Annotated in this window: 13 protein-coding genes; 3 read left to right on the top strand and 10 right to left on the bottom strand. The window is 41.0% G+C overall.

Going from position 1 to position 16,612, the window contains the following annotated elements:
- Window positions 1-57: 57 nt before the first annotated feature.
- Window positions 58-1,710 carry an FAD-dependent oxidoreductase gene (locus VB077_RS15140; RefSeq protein WP_323416092.1) on the top strand — a complete coding sequence of 551 codons (1,653 nt, stop codon included), beginning with the start codon at window positions 58-60 and terminating at the stop codon, window positions 1,708-1,710.
- Between the two features lie 227 nt (window positions 1,711-1,937).
- Window positions 1,938-3,791, top strand: a complete 1,854-nt coding sequence (locus VB077_RS15135; protein ID WP_323416091.1) for an LTA synthase family protein — start codon at window positions 1,938-1,940, stop codon at window positions 3,789-3,791.
- 46 nt (window positions 3,792-3,837) lie between these two features.
- Here VB077_RS15135 and VB077_RS15130 read toward each other — a convergent pair whose 3' ends face one another.
- From VB077_RS15130 to VB077_RS15115, 4 genes are all read right to left on the bottom strand, one after another.
- On the bottom strand, window positions 3,838-4,821 hold the full coding sequence (locus VB077_RS15130; protein ID WP_323416090.1) for a tyrosine-type recombinase/integrase: 984 nt from the start codon (window positions 4,819-4,821) through the stop codon (window positions 3,838-3,840).
- 817 nt (window positions 4,822-5,638) lie between these two features.
- The gene (locus tag VB077_RS15125; RefSeq protein ID WP_323416089.1) at window positions 5,639-5,875 is read right to left on the bottom strand and encodes a hypothetical protein; all 237 of its coding nucleotides are present in this window, start codon (window positions 5,873-5,875) and stop codon (window positions 5,639-5,641) included.
- Between the two features lie 32 nt (window positions 5,876-5,907).
- Complete coding sequence (locus VB077_RS15120; RefSeq protein ID WP_323416088.1) at window positions 5,908-6,846, bottom strand: D-alanyl-D-alanine carboxypeptidase family protein; 939 nt, start codon at window positions 6,844-6,846, stop codon at window positions 5,908-5,910.
- Window positions 6,847-6,903: 57 nt separating this feature from the next.
- Window positions 6,904-7,743: a M23 family metallopeptidase gene (locus VB077_RS15115; RefSeq protein WP_323416087.1), complete on the bottom strand. Its 840-nt coding sequence runs from the start codon at window positions 7,741-7,743 to the stop codon at window positions 6,904-6,906.
- A gap of 130 nt (window positions 7,744-7,873) precedes the next feature.
- Here VB077_RS15115 and lexA point away from each other — a divergent pair, with 130 nt between their 5' ends.
- A complete protein-coding gene (gene lexA, locus VB077_RS15110) occupies window positions 7,874-8,488 on the top strand; it encodes a transcriptional repressor LexA (protein WP_323416086.1) in 615 nt (204 codons plus the stop codon).
- A gap of 109 nt (window positions 8,489-8,597) precedes the next feature.
- Here the strand turns inward: lexA and VB077_RS15105 are convergent, their stop codons facing one another.
- The 6 genes from VB077_RS15105 to typA form a co-directional block, all read right to left on the bottom strand.
- Window positions 8,598-9,692 carry a D-alanine--D-alanine ligase gene (locus VB077_RS15105; protein WP_323416085.1) on the bottom strand — a complete coding sequence of 365 codons (1,095 nt, stop codon included), beginning with the start codon at window positions 9,690-9,692 and terminating at the stop codon, window positions 8,598-8,600.
- A gap of 79 nt (window positions 9,693-9,771) precedes the next feature.
- Entirely contained in the window at window positions 9,772-10,326 is a 555-nt protein-coding gene (lepB, locus tag VB077_RS15100) for a signal peptidase I (protein WP_323416084.1), read from the bottom strand.
- Window positions 10,327-10,332: 6 nt separating this feature from the next.
- Window positions 10,333-11,625 (bottom strand): aminotransferase class I/II-fold pyridoxal phosphate-dependent enzyme, encoded by a 1,293-nt coding sequence (locus tag VB077_RS15095; protein ID WP_323416083.1) that lies wholly within the window; start codon window positions 11,623-11,625, stop codon window positions 10,333-10,335.
- Entirely contained in the window at window positions 11,626-13,242 is a 1,617-nt protein-coding gene (gene hflX, locus VB077_RS15090; protein ID WP_323416082.1) for a GTPase HflX, read from the bottom strand.
- Window positions 13,243-13,309: 67 nt separating this feature from the next.
- On the bottom strand, window positions 13,310-14,287 hold the full coding sequence (locus VB077_RS15085; protein ID WP_323416081.1) for an AAA family ATPase: 978 nt from the start codon (window positions 14,285-14,287) through the stop codon (window positions 13,310-13,312).
- A gap of 84 nt (window positions 14,288-14,371) precedes the next feature.
- Window positions 14,372-16,201 carry a translational GTPase TypA gene (typA, locus tag VB077_RS15080; RefSeq protein ID WP_323416122.1) on the bottom strand — a complete coding sequence of 610 codons (1,830 nt, stop codon included), beginning with the start codon at window positions 16,199-16,201 and terminating at the stop codon, window positions 14,372-14,374.
- Window positions 16,202-16,612: the final 411 nt, after the last annotated feature.

The following is a 16,612-nucleotide window of genomic DNA, read 5'->3' as shown; positions in this document are numbered from 1 at the left end:
TCCGGATAAATGAGGTACTAACTTATAAGATTTGAAATAGTAAAAGGAGACGTAATTATGCAAAAGAAAGTACTTATCGTAGGTGGAGTTGCAGGCGGGGCAAGCGCCGCAGCTCGATTACGCCGCTTGGATGAAAAGGCGAAAATCATTATCTTTGAACGCGGAGAGCATATCTCCTATGCAAACTGCGGCTTACCCTATTATGTCAGCGGCGTAATCTCTGAGCGGGATGCGCTTCTTGTGCAAACACCCCAAGGAATGAAGGGACGTTTCGAAGTCGATGTCCGCACTCAAAGCGAGGTTACTCGCATATTTCCTATGCAAAAAGAAATAGAAATCCTAGAAAAGAATGGTCGTCGTTATATAGAAGCTTATGATGTACTAATCCTTTCGCCCGGAGCAGCCCCGGTTCGCCCCCCGATTCCAGGAATCAATGACGTAGAACCATTTGTGGTGCGTAATGTTACCGATATTGATCGCATCAAAGGTTATATCGACACCCAACATCCCAAAACAGCTGCAGTCGTCGGTGGCGGCTTTATTGGTTTGGAGATGGCCGAAAATTTACACGTTCGGGGGGTAGAAACTACAATTATCGAAATGAGCAATCAGGTTATGGCTCCTCTTGATTATGAGATGGCTGCCATTCTGCATGATCATATTTTTAACAAAGGAGTTAACCTTATTTTAGAAGATGGTGTTAAAGCCTTTACCAAAAATGATAAGGGTACCCTGATCACACTGCAAAGCGGCAGTGAGGTTCAAACGGATATGGTCATCTTAGCCATTGGGGTAAAACCGGAAATAAAGTTGGCGAAGGAAGCCGGTCTAGCGATTGGAGACTTAGGCGGAATCAAGGTGAATGAGAAACTTCAAACTTCTGATCCGAATATTTACGCCCTCGGTGATGCCATTGAGGTCAAGAATTTTGTCACGGGACAACCCGCGCTTATACCGTTAGCCGGCCCGGCGAATAAACAAGGACGAATCGTTGCTGATGTAATTGCAGGAAAAAACAGCACCTATGAGGGAACCCAAGGAACTTCAATTGCTAAAGTTTTTGACCTAGCTGCAGCTTCTACCGGTGCCAACGAAAAGACACTAAAAAAACTAGGGATTCCTTATGAAGTTTCATTTACGCATTCAGCATCTAATGCGGGGTATTATCCAGGTGCTACCCGACTGTCCACAAAGCTTATCTTTGATCGGAAGAGTGGGCGTATCCTGGGAGCGCAAATCGTTGGATCCCAAGGTGTGGATAAACGGATTGATGATATTGCCGGTGTAATCCGTCATTACGGGACAGTTTTTGATTTACAGGATCTCGAGTTGGCTTATGCGCCGCCCTTTTCTTCTGCAAAAGATCCAGTGAACATGGCGGGTTATGTTGCGGGAAATATTATCAGTGGTGATGTTGAAATCGTTCATTGGCATGAAGTAAAAGACATGAATCCAAAAGAGATTTGCATTTTAGATGTGCGGACCATTGAAGAACGCAAAGGTAAATTCATCCCCGGTTCGCTCCACATTCCGATTGATGAACTACGCAGCCGCCTTTCTGAGCTGCCTAAGGATAAAGATATTGTCGTTTACTGTGAGATAGGATTACGCGGATATTTAGCTTATCGGATCTTGAAACAGCATGGATTTACACATGTTAAAGATCTTAGCGGAGGCTGGGTTACTTATTATCCGGCTGTCTTCGGCTGATTTTCTTGCAGCTCACATTACACTTCACTAATAATAGAGGAGACCTCCTTTTTTAAAGGAGATCTCCTCTATATTGTTAAATCGGATTTCTTATTGTCCTAATAAATTGGATTCGCCTTAAAAACCAATGAATTTTTACTTTACATATCTTTACAGGAGGGACTTTGCATATTTATGTCGAATAAAATTAAGTTGATTCGATAATAAACAGGAGAAAGGAGTATTGGATGGCTGCTGTTCAATACCAACCAAAACATACGACGCTCAAACGTCTGCGTCTGAAAGACTTATTGCCTGATACCTTCTGGTCTGTATCCTTCCTTTTAGGTCTCATCAAAGTGATGGTGTTCTTAGGGCTGACGACAGCTTGGAAGACAGGAGCATTTGCATTTTTTTCGCCTATATTCAGGCAGTCAAGCTTTATTGCAATCGCTTTTACCTTGGCGTATTTCTCGATCGGACTTTTATTTAAAGAACGTAAACGTTTATGGGCTTCCTTCATTCTAAATGCGATATTAACGACGCTTTTAATTGCGGACTTAATGTATTTCCGAGGTTATACCAGTTATCTATCCATCTATCTCATTAAACAGATGGTTAACCTTGATAATCTAGGCAGTACTGTCATCTCCATGCTCCGGTATTATGATGCGCTATTTGTTGTCGATCTGATTGTCAGTTTCATTCTACTCCTCCGCTTTAAATCTTTAGGGAAAAGCATTTCGCGTCAAGTTCCTTTATTTGTGCTGATGATTGCTCTTAGTGTAGGATATATTTCATTTGCACACTACAAGTATGATATTGTTGAGGACGGGACAAATCAAATCGTTTTTCGGATTTGTTGGACCCCAACGGATACCATGAGAAATTTATCTCCTATCGGTTATCACCTTTATGACAGCTATGTTTACTTCAAGGAAAATCGATCTATTAAGTTGACTAATGAGCAAGAGTCTGACATAAAAGCTTGGTATGCGCAGAATAGGGAAAGCTTAAATGATAATGAATTCAATAATTTATTCGCGGGCCAAAATCTCATTCTAATACAAGTAGAGTCACTGGAGAACTTTGTCATCAATAAATCATATGCAAACCAAGAAATCACCCCCAACCTAAACCGTTTGCTAAACCATAGTATCTATTTTCCAAACTTCTATGAGCAAGTCTGGAATGGAACGACTTCTGATGCTGAACTTCTCGCAAATACGTCTGTCTACCCGGTCAGACGAGGAAGCACCTTCTTCCGATTCCCACAGAACCAATACAATTCCTTACCCATTTTGCTCGGGGAAAAAGGGTATACGACTCAGGCCATCCATCCCGATAAAGGGTCTTATTGGAACTGGCAGCAAGCCCTGACCTCATTTGGTTTTACTAATACGATCGATGCCTCAGCTTTTAACCAAGATGAGCAAATCGGAATTGGCTTAAGTGATGGAAGCTTTCTCCGCCAAGTTGTCCCGATTCTTAAACAAACTAAACAACCGTTTTATAATTTTATGATTACCCTATCAAACCATGGCCCCTTTGATATTCCAAAAGAGTACAGGGAACTTCAAATAGAACCATCGCTCGATCAAACCAAACTTGGCGGGTACTTCCAAAGTGTTCATTATACAGACAAGCAAATCGGGATTTTCTTAGACAGTCTAGATAAAGAGGGGCTTTTAGACAACACGGTTGTCGTCATTTATGGCGACCATGGTGGTATTCATAAATATTACAACGATGAACTACCCGGAATCCAGCCTCAAGAATCGTGGTGGATGGACTACGACAAAAAAGTCCCGTTTATCATCTATAAAAAGGGGATGTCTCCTAAGGTTGTGGAAACAACCGGTGCGCAGATTGATATTCTGCCTACTGTAGCCTATCTTATGGGAGTTAATTCGCAACAATACGAGAATACCGCAATAGGTCGAAATCTTCTCAACACGAATCGGGATTTTGCGGTTCTCGCGGATGGAACATTTGTTGGCCGAGATACCGAGCTCAAAGAGCATGCGAGTCAAGGAATCGATATTGCGGACCTTTTAGTCCAGAATAACTATTTTCAAAGACTTTTTAGATCTCAGCCTTAACATCACATTTTTTGCGTCGTTTTTATATGCAAACTGTTAACAGATCCTATTTAAACTTTATTAAATTGGCAGCCCGCCGTAATTGTTCATCCAAAACTTTAGCATAAATTCGAGTTGTTCTTGGATCAGAATGACCCAAGGCATCTTGAACTATTGCTAAATTGTTTGTTTCCCGAAGAAGAAGGGTAGCAAAGGTGGAGCGTAACTTATGAGCACTAAATCCCTCGGTATTATAACCAAACGATTGCAGTACGTTTAAATATTTTTTAATCAAATTCTGTACTGCTCGTTTGCTAATTTCATTGCCTTGCATTGAAAGAAAAAGAGCGTCTGGTTCATTTATAGCATAGCGAAGTCTTTCACTTTTTATATAATCCATCAGCGCATCAGAAACCTCATGATTAAAATATATTTGTGTTTCCTTATTTCCCTTGCGAATAACATAGAAACATCCTTTATTGAAATCAATATTTTGTAGTTTAAGGCTGCATAATTCGGATAATCGAAGCCCGGTTCCAATAAAAGTTAGGAAAATTGCAAAGTCCCTTTTCTCAGTATAATTATGATATTTAAGTTGTCCTTTACTCATCCCAATACCTGATTCTAAAATATCGGTTAAATCGGCAATCTGCTCTGGTTCAAGTGCTTTAGGAAGCTTTTGATTAACTTGAATGGCATCAAGTTTTAAGGTAACATCCTTTAAGATGAGATCTTCCTTTAGAAGATAATGATACAAAGATCGAATTGCGGCTTGTTTACGAGCTAAAGCACGAACTCCATTTTTGCGATAAGTACGAGCCCAGCTTAAATATGCTTCAATATCAGTATGCTGAATACGTTCAAGATCGGAAATCTCTAAACTAGCAGGGGAAGAGGGGAACTCATCAAAAGTATCACAGAGATATTGGAAGAAAAGAACAAGCTCTTGAGCATAGGCGAGCTGCGTATTTTCAGATTTATTTATTACACCTAAGTGATGAATATAAGCACGTGCAAAAGAGGGGAGAGAAGAAAGAGATTGGTTAAGCATCGCTTGTTACCTCCATAAAACTACATTATTTACTCATCAAAATAATCTTATAAATAATAATTATCATTGTCAACTCTGTATTAAATTGATATTTAGCGCATAGTTGTCTCTAAAAGGGGTATAGATAAAAGTGATTACACTTCGAATATACATTGAATCAAAATTCTTTCAAAATTCTTATGGATTATAAATTATCTTCGACTACGTAAATACCAAAATCGAATTTAACCCATTCACAGAAGCATGTAGTTAACTAGTTAAGCCGGGTGGCTGGGATAATACTCACAATAGATTCAAAAGCCTTATAGAGGATTCCAGAGGCTCAGTTTACAATGGGGCAATTATCAAACCTAATTTAGCATCATAATTGAAGATTCTGCTGTTGGACGAATTATACCAGGTTCGGATTTCTAAAGCCTTACAGAGGCTCCTAGAGGCTGACATTTAATTGCTCGCATTGCAAGCTTAATAATCGAATGATAAACGGTAAACGATAAACGGTATTAGTACTGAAATGCAGATGTAATGGTAAGAAACATACACAAAAATGCTTACCGATACTTATTGATAGCAAGTTTATATCAATACTAATACAGAGCTTAACAAGCCCAATAGCATACGGCGACAAAAAAATCCGTCATTCGGGCTAAAATATAATATGTTGTACCCCTCTCCCATACTTACTATTTAACTTTACATAATAAACATTATAGGACTCAATAATAAAGTGTCAAACTTGGCTCAATGCCTAACAAATTTATTTAAAGTTTCATCTTACCTTATCTTTAAAGAAGATTATTGGCTAAACTACTCTTCGTTACTTTTTCCTCATCCGAAAACCTTGAGTTGTTTTTGCATTGTTGTGCGGAGGCTTTAAATCCTCGGTATTCAAAAGAATGTCTTCGATCTCGATAGCACGATACTCTGCATCAGTATCAATACATTTGCAGCAGTTATCACAAATCTTTTCCGGATCTAATTCACAGCGGTCACATTCTCCACATTCAGTACATAAACGATCTTCTAAAATACAAGGTTCACCATATTTGTTCATAGTCTACACTCCATTATTTTATTGCTAACTTCTTATTGAAAAAATCCTGATGCTTGAACCATGGATTCAGGGCTACTTCCTAGATTCCTTAGGGCTGCTTTAGTCCGCACAATCGCCATCCCTTGATCAAGGAGATTTTTAGTGTCATGATAGCGATTTTTGCTCCCTAAGAGAACCAGAATTAAATTTCCATCCGGCCTTGTGATGTAAGTTACAAGGCACTGTCCTGCTTCTGACGTTGTCCCAGTTTTTAGTCCCTCAACCCCAGGATAAATCCCCAAGAACTCATTTAAATTATGGACAATAATACTCCTTTTGAGCCCACTAGAGGTTGTCCACTCTACCTTTCCCTCTTGTTTCTCCACATATTTCATCAATGTCTCGTTTTGTATAAATTCAGAAGCAATTTTAGCGAGGTCCCGCGCCGTAGAATATTGATCAGATGCGGGTAAACCATTCGGGGTCTGAAAGTTTGAACTATCACAGCCCAATTGGTGCGCATATTGATTCATGGCCTCAACAAAAGCCGGAACTGATCCTTTGGCTTTAACTGCTAGGGCAACTGCCGCATCATTTGCACTAGGCAAGAACAGCGCCGTTAATAAATCTTTGACGAGAATCGTATCCCCCGGTTTTAAACCTAAAGTCGAATTTTCTATGTTGACCTCTTCCCCCACCTTAACAACATCATCTTCTTTTAAGGTTTGCATGGCAACAAGACCTGTCAGAAGTTTAACAGTACTGGCAGGCGGGCGCTGAATCGCTTCATTTTGAGCAAGAAGGACCTCTTGATTTTGGGCATTGATAAGGTAATAACTAGGGGAATCCAAGCCTGCATCAAAAGTGGATTGGGATGTTGATTGTGTTCCCAAAACAGCAAAAGATGGAGATGGATGAACTAATGGAATAACGCTTATACCAAGAACTATAATCAATATTAAACTTAACCCAATATGAATTTTACGCTTCATAACATTAACTCATGTCCCTTTCTCAAATTCGTTTAACTCCTTTATGATAATTTATATTTATCCTTTCGGCAAGTCTGAAGATCTGTTGAATTCAGTCGGGTAATGCTGCCAAACCGATAAAAACGGATAAGGATTAATCCATGTCCCATCGCGTAACTGTATACCAAAGTGTAAATGATCCGGTGTGGTTAAGGCATCCCCAGTATGCCCCATTGTCCCTATAAAAGCTCCTTTAGTAATAAGTTGTCCGATTTTTAGTGAGGATTCTATTTCTTTCAAATGTGCGTAGTAATAATAATTCCCATCTTCTCCTCTGATACCGACACGTTCTCCCCCCAAGCGATTCCAACCCAATTTTTCAATCTCTCCGGCACAAACACTGAATAAAGGAGTGCCTTCCTCAGCAAAAAGGTCAGTTCCCTCATGGAGTCGTTTCCCACCCTCTCGCTTTGCCCCCCAACTATCTTCATACCATGATTGACCTTGTACTGGGAAAGCATATCGTAGGGGCTCATATAAAGGATAGTCCAGTAGAATCTTTCTTCTTTCCTTTACTTCACGAGCTGTTTCCGGAGAAGTATCTGCCAATTCCCAGTTAATTTTGTCAAAAACAACACCCTGTTTTAATTGCTGGATAATTGGAGAAGCTTGTTGTTTTTCTAATGTTGATTTCACGGCTAAAAGGTCAGCCCAACCTGTTACAGAAAGATTTACTCCCTCATGGTGGCTTTCAAGAACGATATCCGGTAAAATGCCCGTTAAATAAGGATAAACATGAGACGGGACAACCGGTGTGTGATGAATAAATTTCCAGGCTAATCCTCCTATAACCAAGAGAATAAATATTTGAAGTATAAGTGCAATAGTTTTAACAATTGAATTTTTAAATCTTTGCACAACCATCCCACCTAAACTTTATTATACTTTAAATGATATGGAATCTAGCAAATTATATTACGAACATTTGTTTGCACTTTAGAATCTCTAATGATAAAATATTCATAGAAATATGTGGGGAGGTATTTATGTGTATCCTGATTTATCACAACGTCAAAACGCGATATTAGAATTTATTAAACAAATGATTCAAGAAAAGGGATATCCCCCCTCGGTTCGTGAAATTGGTGACGCAGTTGGTTTAATGTCCAGTTCGACAGTACATGGGCATCTTCAAACCCTTGAAGATAAAGGTTACATTCGCCGCGATCCTATTAAACCGAGAGCAATAGAAGTTTTAGAAATTGCTAATGATGTAAGCGAAAAGAAAGTAGTTCAGGTTCCAATCATCGGCAGGGTTACCGCAGGGCAGCCTATTTTGGCACAGGAAAATATTGAGGATACCTTTCCTCTACCTTTAGAGTTGGTAAATGACGATAAAGTATTTTTCTTAAAAGTCCGTGGTGAAAGTATGATCAATGCCGGAATACTTAATGGTGATCTTATTTTGGTCAGACAACAAAGTACCGCCAGTAACGGTGAAATCGTAGTTGCAATGATAGGCGATGAAGCAACGGTTAAACGTTTTTACCGCGAAAAAACGCTCATTCGTTTACAACCCGAAAATTCTTTGATGGAACCGATCTATTCACAAGATGTCACTATTCTAGGAAAGGTCATTGGGGTCTTCCGCTTCCTTCATTAAATCCATATAAAAATCCATATAATTACTAACCCAAAAGACGGGGAAGTTGCGTGATAACAATGTTTTCACAGCGCAACTTCCCCGTCTATCATTTAAAATACTAACAAGATTAACGTGAAATTCTACGATTGCGAAGATCCTTAAAACGTTCCATACCCAACGTTATTAAACGATCGATGAGCTCAGAATAAGGGATTCCAGAAGCCTCCCATAATTTTGGATACATCGAAATCTGCGTAAACCCAGGCATTGTGTTTATTTCATTGACATAAATCTTTTGATCTGAGGTTACAAAAAAATCGACTCGACTAAGTCCGGAAGCCTCTACAGACTGGAATGCTTTGACAGCCATTGCCTGAAGTTGACTCACAATTTCTGATTCTAACGGAGCGGGAATAAGCAATCGTGAACCAGTGTCCAGATACTTAGCCTCATAATCATAAAAATCTTTTGCCGGCAGAATCTCCCCTGGCAGAGAAGCTCTGGGTGCTTCATTACCTAGGACACTAACCTCTATCTCGCGCCCTTTGATATTTTCTTCAATGACAAGTTTTCGATCATATAGAGCCGCCAGCTCAACTGACTTTGTAAGTTCTTCACGATTGTACGCTTTAGATATCCCTACACTTGAACCTAGGTTAGCAGGCTTAATAAAACAAGGATAACCGATTACTTGTTCGATGCGGGTAATAACTTCACCAGAATTTAACTTGTAATCAGAACGCAGGATAGTCAGGGAGCGAGCCATTGGCAGCTTTGCATCAGCGAATACGGCTTTCATACGGTCTTTGTCCATTCCTAATGAAGAACCCAGAACACCGGATCCAACATACGGGACATTGGACATTTCGAATAATCCTTGAATCGTTCCGTCTTCTCCATATGTCCCATGAAGAACAGGGAAGATTAAATCAAATTTCCCACCGTTGGGAAGATCTTTTCCATCAAGGGCAATGAAACGTGGATTTGAAGGATCTTGGACTAATGTGACCTGAGGGGTATCCGCTGAAACGATCTCCGAAGTTTTCCAGTTCATAGGGTCTATGCCCCAGAACCATTTCCCTTCCCTGGATATACAGATCGTTTGAACCTCATAACGAGTATGATCCAGCGCCTTCAAAACGGATTGAGCGGAGCTGAGAGAGACCTCATGTTCTCCGGATTGTCCCCCGAAAAGAACAATTATTGAAAGTTTTTTACTCATTTTAAGTACCCACCTTCTCTTTGAAGAGTATATGTTGTAATTTCAGTATATGCAAAATGATGAAATAGCGTTTCCCCTATCAGTCCAAAGGCCCAAAATGGTTAAGCGGCCAATATCGGAACAAAGTCCTTCCGGTAACATTTTCCGCCGGTAAAAAGCCCCATTCTCTGGAATCCGCACTGTTATTTCTATTATCACCCATAACAAATAACGAGCCTTCAGGGACAATAACAGGACCAAAATCTTCCTTGGGAGGTTCTTTAATATAGGGTTCATTGAGTGGCTGATCATTGACATAAGTAGTATGATTTTTAATCTCGACCTTATCCCCGGACATGGCAATAAGTCTTTTTATAAAGTCATCGGAAGAATGAGCACTTGCGGGGGGATGAAAAACAATGACATCTCCCGGTTGGATTTTACCAAAATACTTAAAAAACAATTTGTCGACAATAACTCGGTCTTCAAGCTGAATCGTGGGCAGCATTGATCCGGTAGGAATAACACGGGCCTCAATGACGAAAGTACGGATAAGCCAAGATAGAGCAAACGCTACAACGACAATCTCCACAAGCTCCAAAACATAACGAAGCATACTTTTTTCACTTTTTTTCGCTTCTTGTTCATGACTCATTTTTAATCATCTCCCATTGAGTAGATCTTTTTCGAAAAGGTTTAACGCTGCTAAAACATTTCCGAACTTGACATACTGATAAGACATTCCACCCTGTTGATAAACAATATAAGGCTCTCTCAACGGTCCGTCAGCAGAGAATTCGCTCGTCGCACCTTGAATAAACGTCCCTCCAGCCATAATAACTTCATCTTCGTAGCCCGGCATACCTGCGGGTACCGGTGTAATAAAGCTGTCGATAGGCGAACCTTTTTGAAGTCCTTGACAAAAGGCAATCATTCTCTCCCTCGAACCCAGCTTCACCGCTTGGATTAAATCTGTTCTCGGATCCTCCGGTAGAGGACTAACCTCAAATCCTAAAGCTTGCCAGAAAGCTGAGGAAAAAACCGCACCGCGTACAGCTTCACTTACTGTTAACGGGCTAAAAAATAGGCCTTGAAAAAAGAGACGCTGCCATTCAAGTGTTGCTCCGACTTCCCCGCCGATTCCGGGCGCGGTAAGTCTTTGAGCTGCAAGATCAACCCACCTTTGTTTTCCTGCAATGTAACCACCGGTCGGGGCAATCGTCCCCCCCAGATTCTTAATCAAGGAACCCGCCATCAGGTCTACATCTACATCTCCGGGTTCAAATTTCTCAACTAATTCTCCATAACAATTATCAACAAAAACTATGATTTGAGGATTATCTTTGCGAATAAAACGAACGAGCTCTGCTATCTTTTTAATGCTTAAGGAATTACGCCATGCATATCCACGTGAACGCTGAACGATCAGCATCTTCGTATTCGGTTTCAAAGCTCCTTGCAGAAGATTATATTGGATTTCCCCTTCTGAATTCAGTGGGATAGCATCATAGCTGATTCCAAACTCCTTCAAACTTCCTTGTCCTGTTGCACGGATTCCAATCACTTCTTCTAGTGTATCATAAGGATTTCCCGTCACTGAAAGTAAGTGGTCACCCGGGCGCAGTACCCCAAATAATGCCGTAGCTATAGCATGAGTACCGGAAACAAATTGTCCGCGGACTAAGCCGGCCTCTGTCCCCAGTACATTGGCGACAACCCGATCTAAAACGTCACGTCCCGGATCGCCTAAACCGTAACCGGTTGTACCGGCCAGGTGATAATCGGTTACTTTCTCTGTTTGAAACGCCTTAAGTACTTTTGCGTGGTTATATTCAGCAATTTCATTGAGGCTAGATAATTGTGTTTGAACGACAGCTTCCGCTTTTTCTACCGCCTTGGAAATAAAGGCAGGCAGGTCCTCCCATAGTTTCAATTTAGGTCCTCCTCGTATCATCTATTCTATGTAATTATTTTCAGGTAAAAGTTTCTCGAGCATTTTCCAGACGGCTTGGAGTGAATCGCCGTTTTTTAGCGAAAGCGCTATCGGGTGAGGAAGCTGTTGTGCCAAGCGGTTAAGATCGGTAATTTGTTCAACTTGATCCGTTTTATTTAAAATAGTTATCGTCGGTTTATCACCGCAATCTAATTCTTTTAGGATATTATGAACCGTATCAGCCTGTTCTAAGGCTTGTGGATGACTCGCATCTAAAACGTGAAGCAAAACATCCGCATTTTGAACTTCCTCTAAGGTAGCTAAAAAGGCATTTAATAACTGCGGGGGAAGCTTCTGTATGAAACCAACAGTGTCACTCATCAGGATTTGACGATTGGATCCGATTTGAAGTGAGCGTACTGTCGGATCAAGTGTTGCGAAAAGTTTGTTCTCGCCAACGAGGGATTCTCCTCTTGCACGAGTTTGTTCCATTGCTTTTTGTAAAAACGTGGTTTTACCTGCATTTGTATACCCTACAAGCGCAGCGAGTTGAAGTCCACTTCGGATACGCTGTTGGCGCTGGGTTCTTCTATGTTTACGAATCTCTTTTAGTTCCTGTTCCAGAGCATGAATTCTCTGGCGGACTCGCCGTTTGTCCATCTCTAATTTAGATTCACCAGGTCCCCTTGTTCCTATTCCTCCACCCAGGCGGGATAAAGCTTGTCCCTGACCGGTCAGACGAGGTAATAAATATTGAAGCTGTGCTAGCTCAACTTGAAGCTTACCTTCCCGTGATTTAGCGCGTTGGGCAAATATGTCAAGAATCAGCCCCGTTCGATCTAAAACTTTAATATCTGTATACTTTTCAAGATTCCGGAGCTGCGCCGGAGTAAGTTCATCATCACAAATCAGAACATTAGCATGAGTATTTTGGATCTGTTGATTTAAAATTTCAAGTTTTCCTTTACCTATGTAACTTACAGAGCTGCCGTAACGCTTGGGCTGTAAAAGCTGACCTACAACTATTACTCCTGCTGTACGGGCAAGTTCAGCTAACTCTGTCAATAATTCCTGAGCAATTTCTTCATCCTCAACCGAAACAAGATAAGCCCGTTCTTCCTCGGGAATAGAACATTTTTTCGTGATTTGGCGGGTACGATTTTCTGCAAGAAACTCCTCATAGTCAAGCCTCTCCAGCTCTTGTGCTGTGAAAGGCTTGGTAAGGATTGTTCCATTCTCAGCAATATATGCCAGCTCTGAGCCGGTAATTTTTCCATTTTGAATTCCAATACTTGTCATACTTTCAAGACCAAGAACTTCAAATGCGCTAAGATCAACCGAACTTAAGCGGAAATTTCCCCCTGGGTGAGTATGGATGCAGCGTAAATGAGAAGCTTCCCTGGCGCGTACCGAGGGAAGTTTAACTGACGCATGATGACCAATAGCTACACCATTCACCCGCCCGGAACGATTAATATATAAGGCTATTTCCTTGTTCCATTTATCGGTTAAACTGCATACACCTTGAAGCAATACAGCATGGATAAGCTCCGGACGTTCAGTTCGGAGCAAGGCCAACGTTTTTAATTCTTCGAGTTGTATTGAGCGGATTCCGGATAAATCTCCGAGAATATCCATACCTTACCTCCGTTTTACACAGTTTACTACAGTTAAGATAAGAGGATCATAGCATATATTAAGAAATTTATGAAGGATTACGAGTCATAATATCATCAGCCGCAAGATCCATAGGAAGAATCTGCATTAATTCTTCGCGAGTTGAGTTGGGTTTCTCATATAAACGCACAGCCTGTTTGCGGATCGCTTTTTCCGTCATGTTACGGACCAAGCGAGCATTGCCCGCATAGGGATGAGAGTTCAAAAGCCCTTGCAGCATATAGCGAAAGGCTTCTTTCGTTTCGAAGCTAAATTCATATTGACGCGCCTTAAGCATCATTTCACCAATAGCCAGAAGTTCATCTATGTTATAATCCGGGAAATCAATATTGATTGGGAAACGCGAGCGAAGTCCCGGATTCGTCTGTAAAAACCAGTCCATTTCATGACAGTAACCAGCGAGAATTAATATAAATTCATTTTTATGGTCTTCCATTGCTTTGACTAAAGCATCAATGGCCTCTTTTCCAAAATCCTTTTCACCGCCTCTGGCAAGAGAATATGCCTCGTCGATGAACAATACTCCTCCCAATGCTTTTTTTATCTGTTCCCTTGTCTTTTGAGCGGTATGACCAATATATTCGCCGACGAGATCAGCACGTTCGCACTCTATGATGTGACCTTTTTGCAGTACTTCCATTTCCTTGAAAAGACGTCCAATGATTCGGGCAACAGTCGTTTTCCCTGTACCGGGATTTCCCCGAAAAATCATGTGAAGAACTAAGGGCTCGGCAATAAGCTTTTCTCGTGTTCTTCGTCTTTGAATCTCAACATAGGCTTGAAGCTCACGGACTAATTCTTTAACCGTGGTTAAACCGATCAGATCATCAAGCTCGGAGAGGATTTCGGCGATCTTATCTTTTTCATTCAAATTGGCTGCATTTTTACGAGCCTTAGAGGTTTGTACTGAGGAATCGTTCCCATAATCAAGAACAGGCTTGGGCTTAGGAGATTGTACTACCGGAGGTAAATGGTCATCCGGACGGAATGTAATACGAATCGGCATATGTAGGAAGCACCTCCCCATCCTTATTACTATACGCAATAAGTCTGAAAAGGTGTCCTGAAAATATAATTAAATCTATTATCTTTATTGGTCCAATGAAGCCTTCTTCTTAGCATAACGGACCCGTGAATTTCGATCTAAATACCGTTTGCGCAGACGAATGCTTTTGGGTGTAATTTCTACTAGTTCATCATCATCGATATATTCCAAAGCTTGTTCAAGACTGTAAATTCGGGGACTTTCTAAGTGTAAAGCTTCTTCCGAATTACTTGAGCGCATGTTGGTAACATGTTTTTTCTTAGCAACATTCACTTCGATATCTTGATCACGGCTATTTTCGCCGACAATCATCCCTTCATAAACCTGAGTACCGGGTTCAACAAAAGTTACTCCGCGCTCTTGGGCAATATTGAGGCCGTAGCCGGTCGTTTCCCCATCCTCAAAAGCAATGAGAACACCGCGAGTCCGGCCGGGGATATCTCCTTTATAGGGTTCATAGCCATAAAAGACATGACTCATTATTCCTTCGCCTCGGGTCTGGGTCAAGAAATCACCGCGGAAACCGATAAGGCCCCGGGCTGGTATTTGAAACTCCAAGCGGATTTGGGTAGGCGAGATATTTGTCATATTTACCATTTCGGCCTTGCGTTGTCCCAAAAGTTCCATAACGGAACCCATTGCATTTTCCTGAATATCGCAGGTGAGATATTCAATGGGTTCACATTTTACACCATCTATTGTTTTGATAATGACTTCTGGTTTTGAAACTTGGAGTTCATAGCCCTCACGGCGCATATTTTCAATCAGGATAGAGAGATGGAGCTCCCCTCTACCGGAAACACGGAAAACATCTGGAGAGTCCGTTTCTTCGACATTTAAGCTAACGTTGGTTTCAATTTCTTTGAATAATCTTTCTCTAATTTTACGTGAGGTTACATATGTTCCCTCTCTGCCTGCAAAGGGACTGTTGTTAACCATAAAATTCATAGTCAGTGTAGGCTCGTCCACTTCAATTATATCAAGTGCTTCCGGCTCATCCTCATCCGCTACCGTTTCCCCGATATTCGCACTGGTTAAACCGGTTAAAGCAACAATTTCCCCGGCTCTTGCTTCATCGACTTCTACCCGTTTCAATCCTTCATAGACATAAACTTTACCGATCTTGTTCTTTTCGATAACATCATCTCGCTTCATCAATACGACAGATTCTCCGGGGTGAATCGTTCCTCGGACCAATCGCCCTACGACAATCTTACCTACATAATCATCATGGTCAAGAGTCGTAACTAAGAGTTGTAATGGGGCATCAATATCGACAACGGGAGCAGGAATATGATCCAAAATCAATTGAAAAAGAGGAGTCATATCGTCAGATAATTGATCAGGTTCCATGCCTGCTATCCCCTCGCGAGCGGAAGCATAGACAATTGGAAAATCAAGTTGATCATCATCTGCGCCTAACTCAATGAAGAGTTCCAAAACTTCATCCACAACCTCGGCTGGACGGGCATCCGGACGGTCAATTTTATTAATAACGACAATAGGTACTAGCTTTAATTCTAAAGCTTTTTTTAAGACAAAACGAGTCTGAGGCATTGGACCCTCGAAGGAATCCACGATTAGCAAAACTCCATTGACCATTTTTAAGACCCGCTCAACTTCTCCGCCGAAATCAGCGTGGCCGGGTGTATCGACAATATTAATTTTAGTGCCATGCCAATGAACAGATGTATTTTTAGAAAGAATCGTGATTCCCCTTTCCCTTTCAAGGTCGTTGGAATCCATTACACGCTCTACTACTTGTTGATTCGAGCGAAAAGTACCGCTTTGTTTTAACATTGCATCCACTAATGTTGTTTTTCCATGGTCGACGTGAGCAATGATCGCTATATTCCGTAAGTTAGCCGTTTCTATCACAAATAAAACTCCCTTGTTTGTTTTTAACACAAACTTTATTTTATCACGATTTCTTAACTACTACAATTATTAATATCTGAATACAAAAAAAAGCCTGAAGTCAGGCTTTTGGATATGGTAAATAATATTATTTAACTAAGGTTTGATTTGACTGCTGAAAGCAGTTAAATTTAGTCCTCTATACCTGCTAAAGTGGAAAAATGAGGATAATCCAGATCCAGGTCTTAATGTTCCTACTGAATGACATGTTAGTCGGGGGTATAATCTCCATTTCTTCTTCATCCTTTGACCTTTTTTCGTTAAACAGAGACAGGTATCCCTTGGCTTGAACGGCGTGCTTTCCTTCGGTCATATCCTCTAAGAAATTTAGCTAACCGCAGAAAGTTATGGGCAATTATTTTAGCACCG

This window comes from Desulfitobacterium sp., assembly GCF_034927245.1.
Taxonomy (GTDB): Bacteria; Bacillota; Desulfitobacteriia; order Desulfitobacteriales; family Desulfitobacteriaceae; genus Desulfitobacterium_A.
This window is presented reverse-complemented; position numbering and strand designations above follow the sequence as displayed.

Excerpts from the sequence above, each read along its gene's own strand:
- VB077_RS15140 (WP_323416092.1), top strand. The coding sequence starts at position 58 with ATGCAAAAGAAAGTACTTATCGTAGGTGGAGTTGCAGGCGGGGCAAGC.
- VB077_RS15135 (WP_323416091.1), top strand. The coding sequence starts at position 1,938 with ATGGCTGCTGTTCAATACCAACCAAAACATACGACGCTCAAACGTCTG.
- VB077_RS15130 (WP_323416090.1), bottom strand. The coding sequence starts at position 4,821 with ATGCTTAACCAATCTCTTTCTTCTCTCCCCTCTTTTGCACGTGCTTAT.
- VB077_RS15125 (WP_323416089.1), bottom strand. The coding sequence starts at position 5,875 with ATGAACAAATATGGTGAACCTTGTATTTTAGAAGATCGTTTATGTACT.
- VB077_RS15120 (WP_323416088.1), bottom strand. The coding sequence starts at position 6,846 with ATGAAGCGTAAAATTCATATTGGGTTAAGTTTAATATTGATTATAGTT.
- VB077_RS15105 (WP_323416085.1), bottom strand. The coding sequence starts at position 9,692 with ATGAGTAAAAAACTTTCAATAATTGTTCTTTTCGGGGGACAATCCGGA.
- lepB (WP_323416084.1), bottom strand. The coding sequence starts at position 10,326 with ATGAGTCATGAACAAGAAGCGAAAAAAAGTGAAAAAAGTATGCTTCGT.
- VB077_RS15095 (WP_323416083.1), bottom strand. The coding sequence starts at position 11,625 with ATGATACGAGGAGGACCTAAATTGAAACTATGGGAGGACCTGCCTGCC.
- hflX (WP_323416082.1), bottom strand. The coding sequence starts at position 13,242 with ATGGATATTCTCGGAGATTTATCCGGAATCCGCTCAATACAACTCGAA.
- VB077_RS15085 (WP_323416081.1), bottom strand. The coding sequence starts at position 14,287 with ATGCCGATTCGTATTACATTCCGTCCGGATGACCATTTACCTCCGGTA.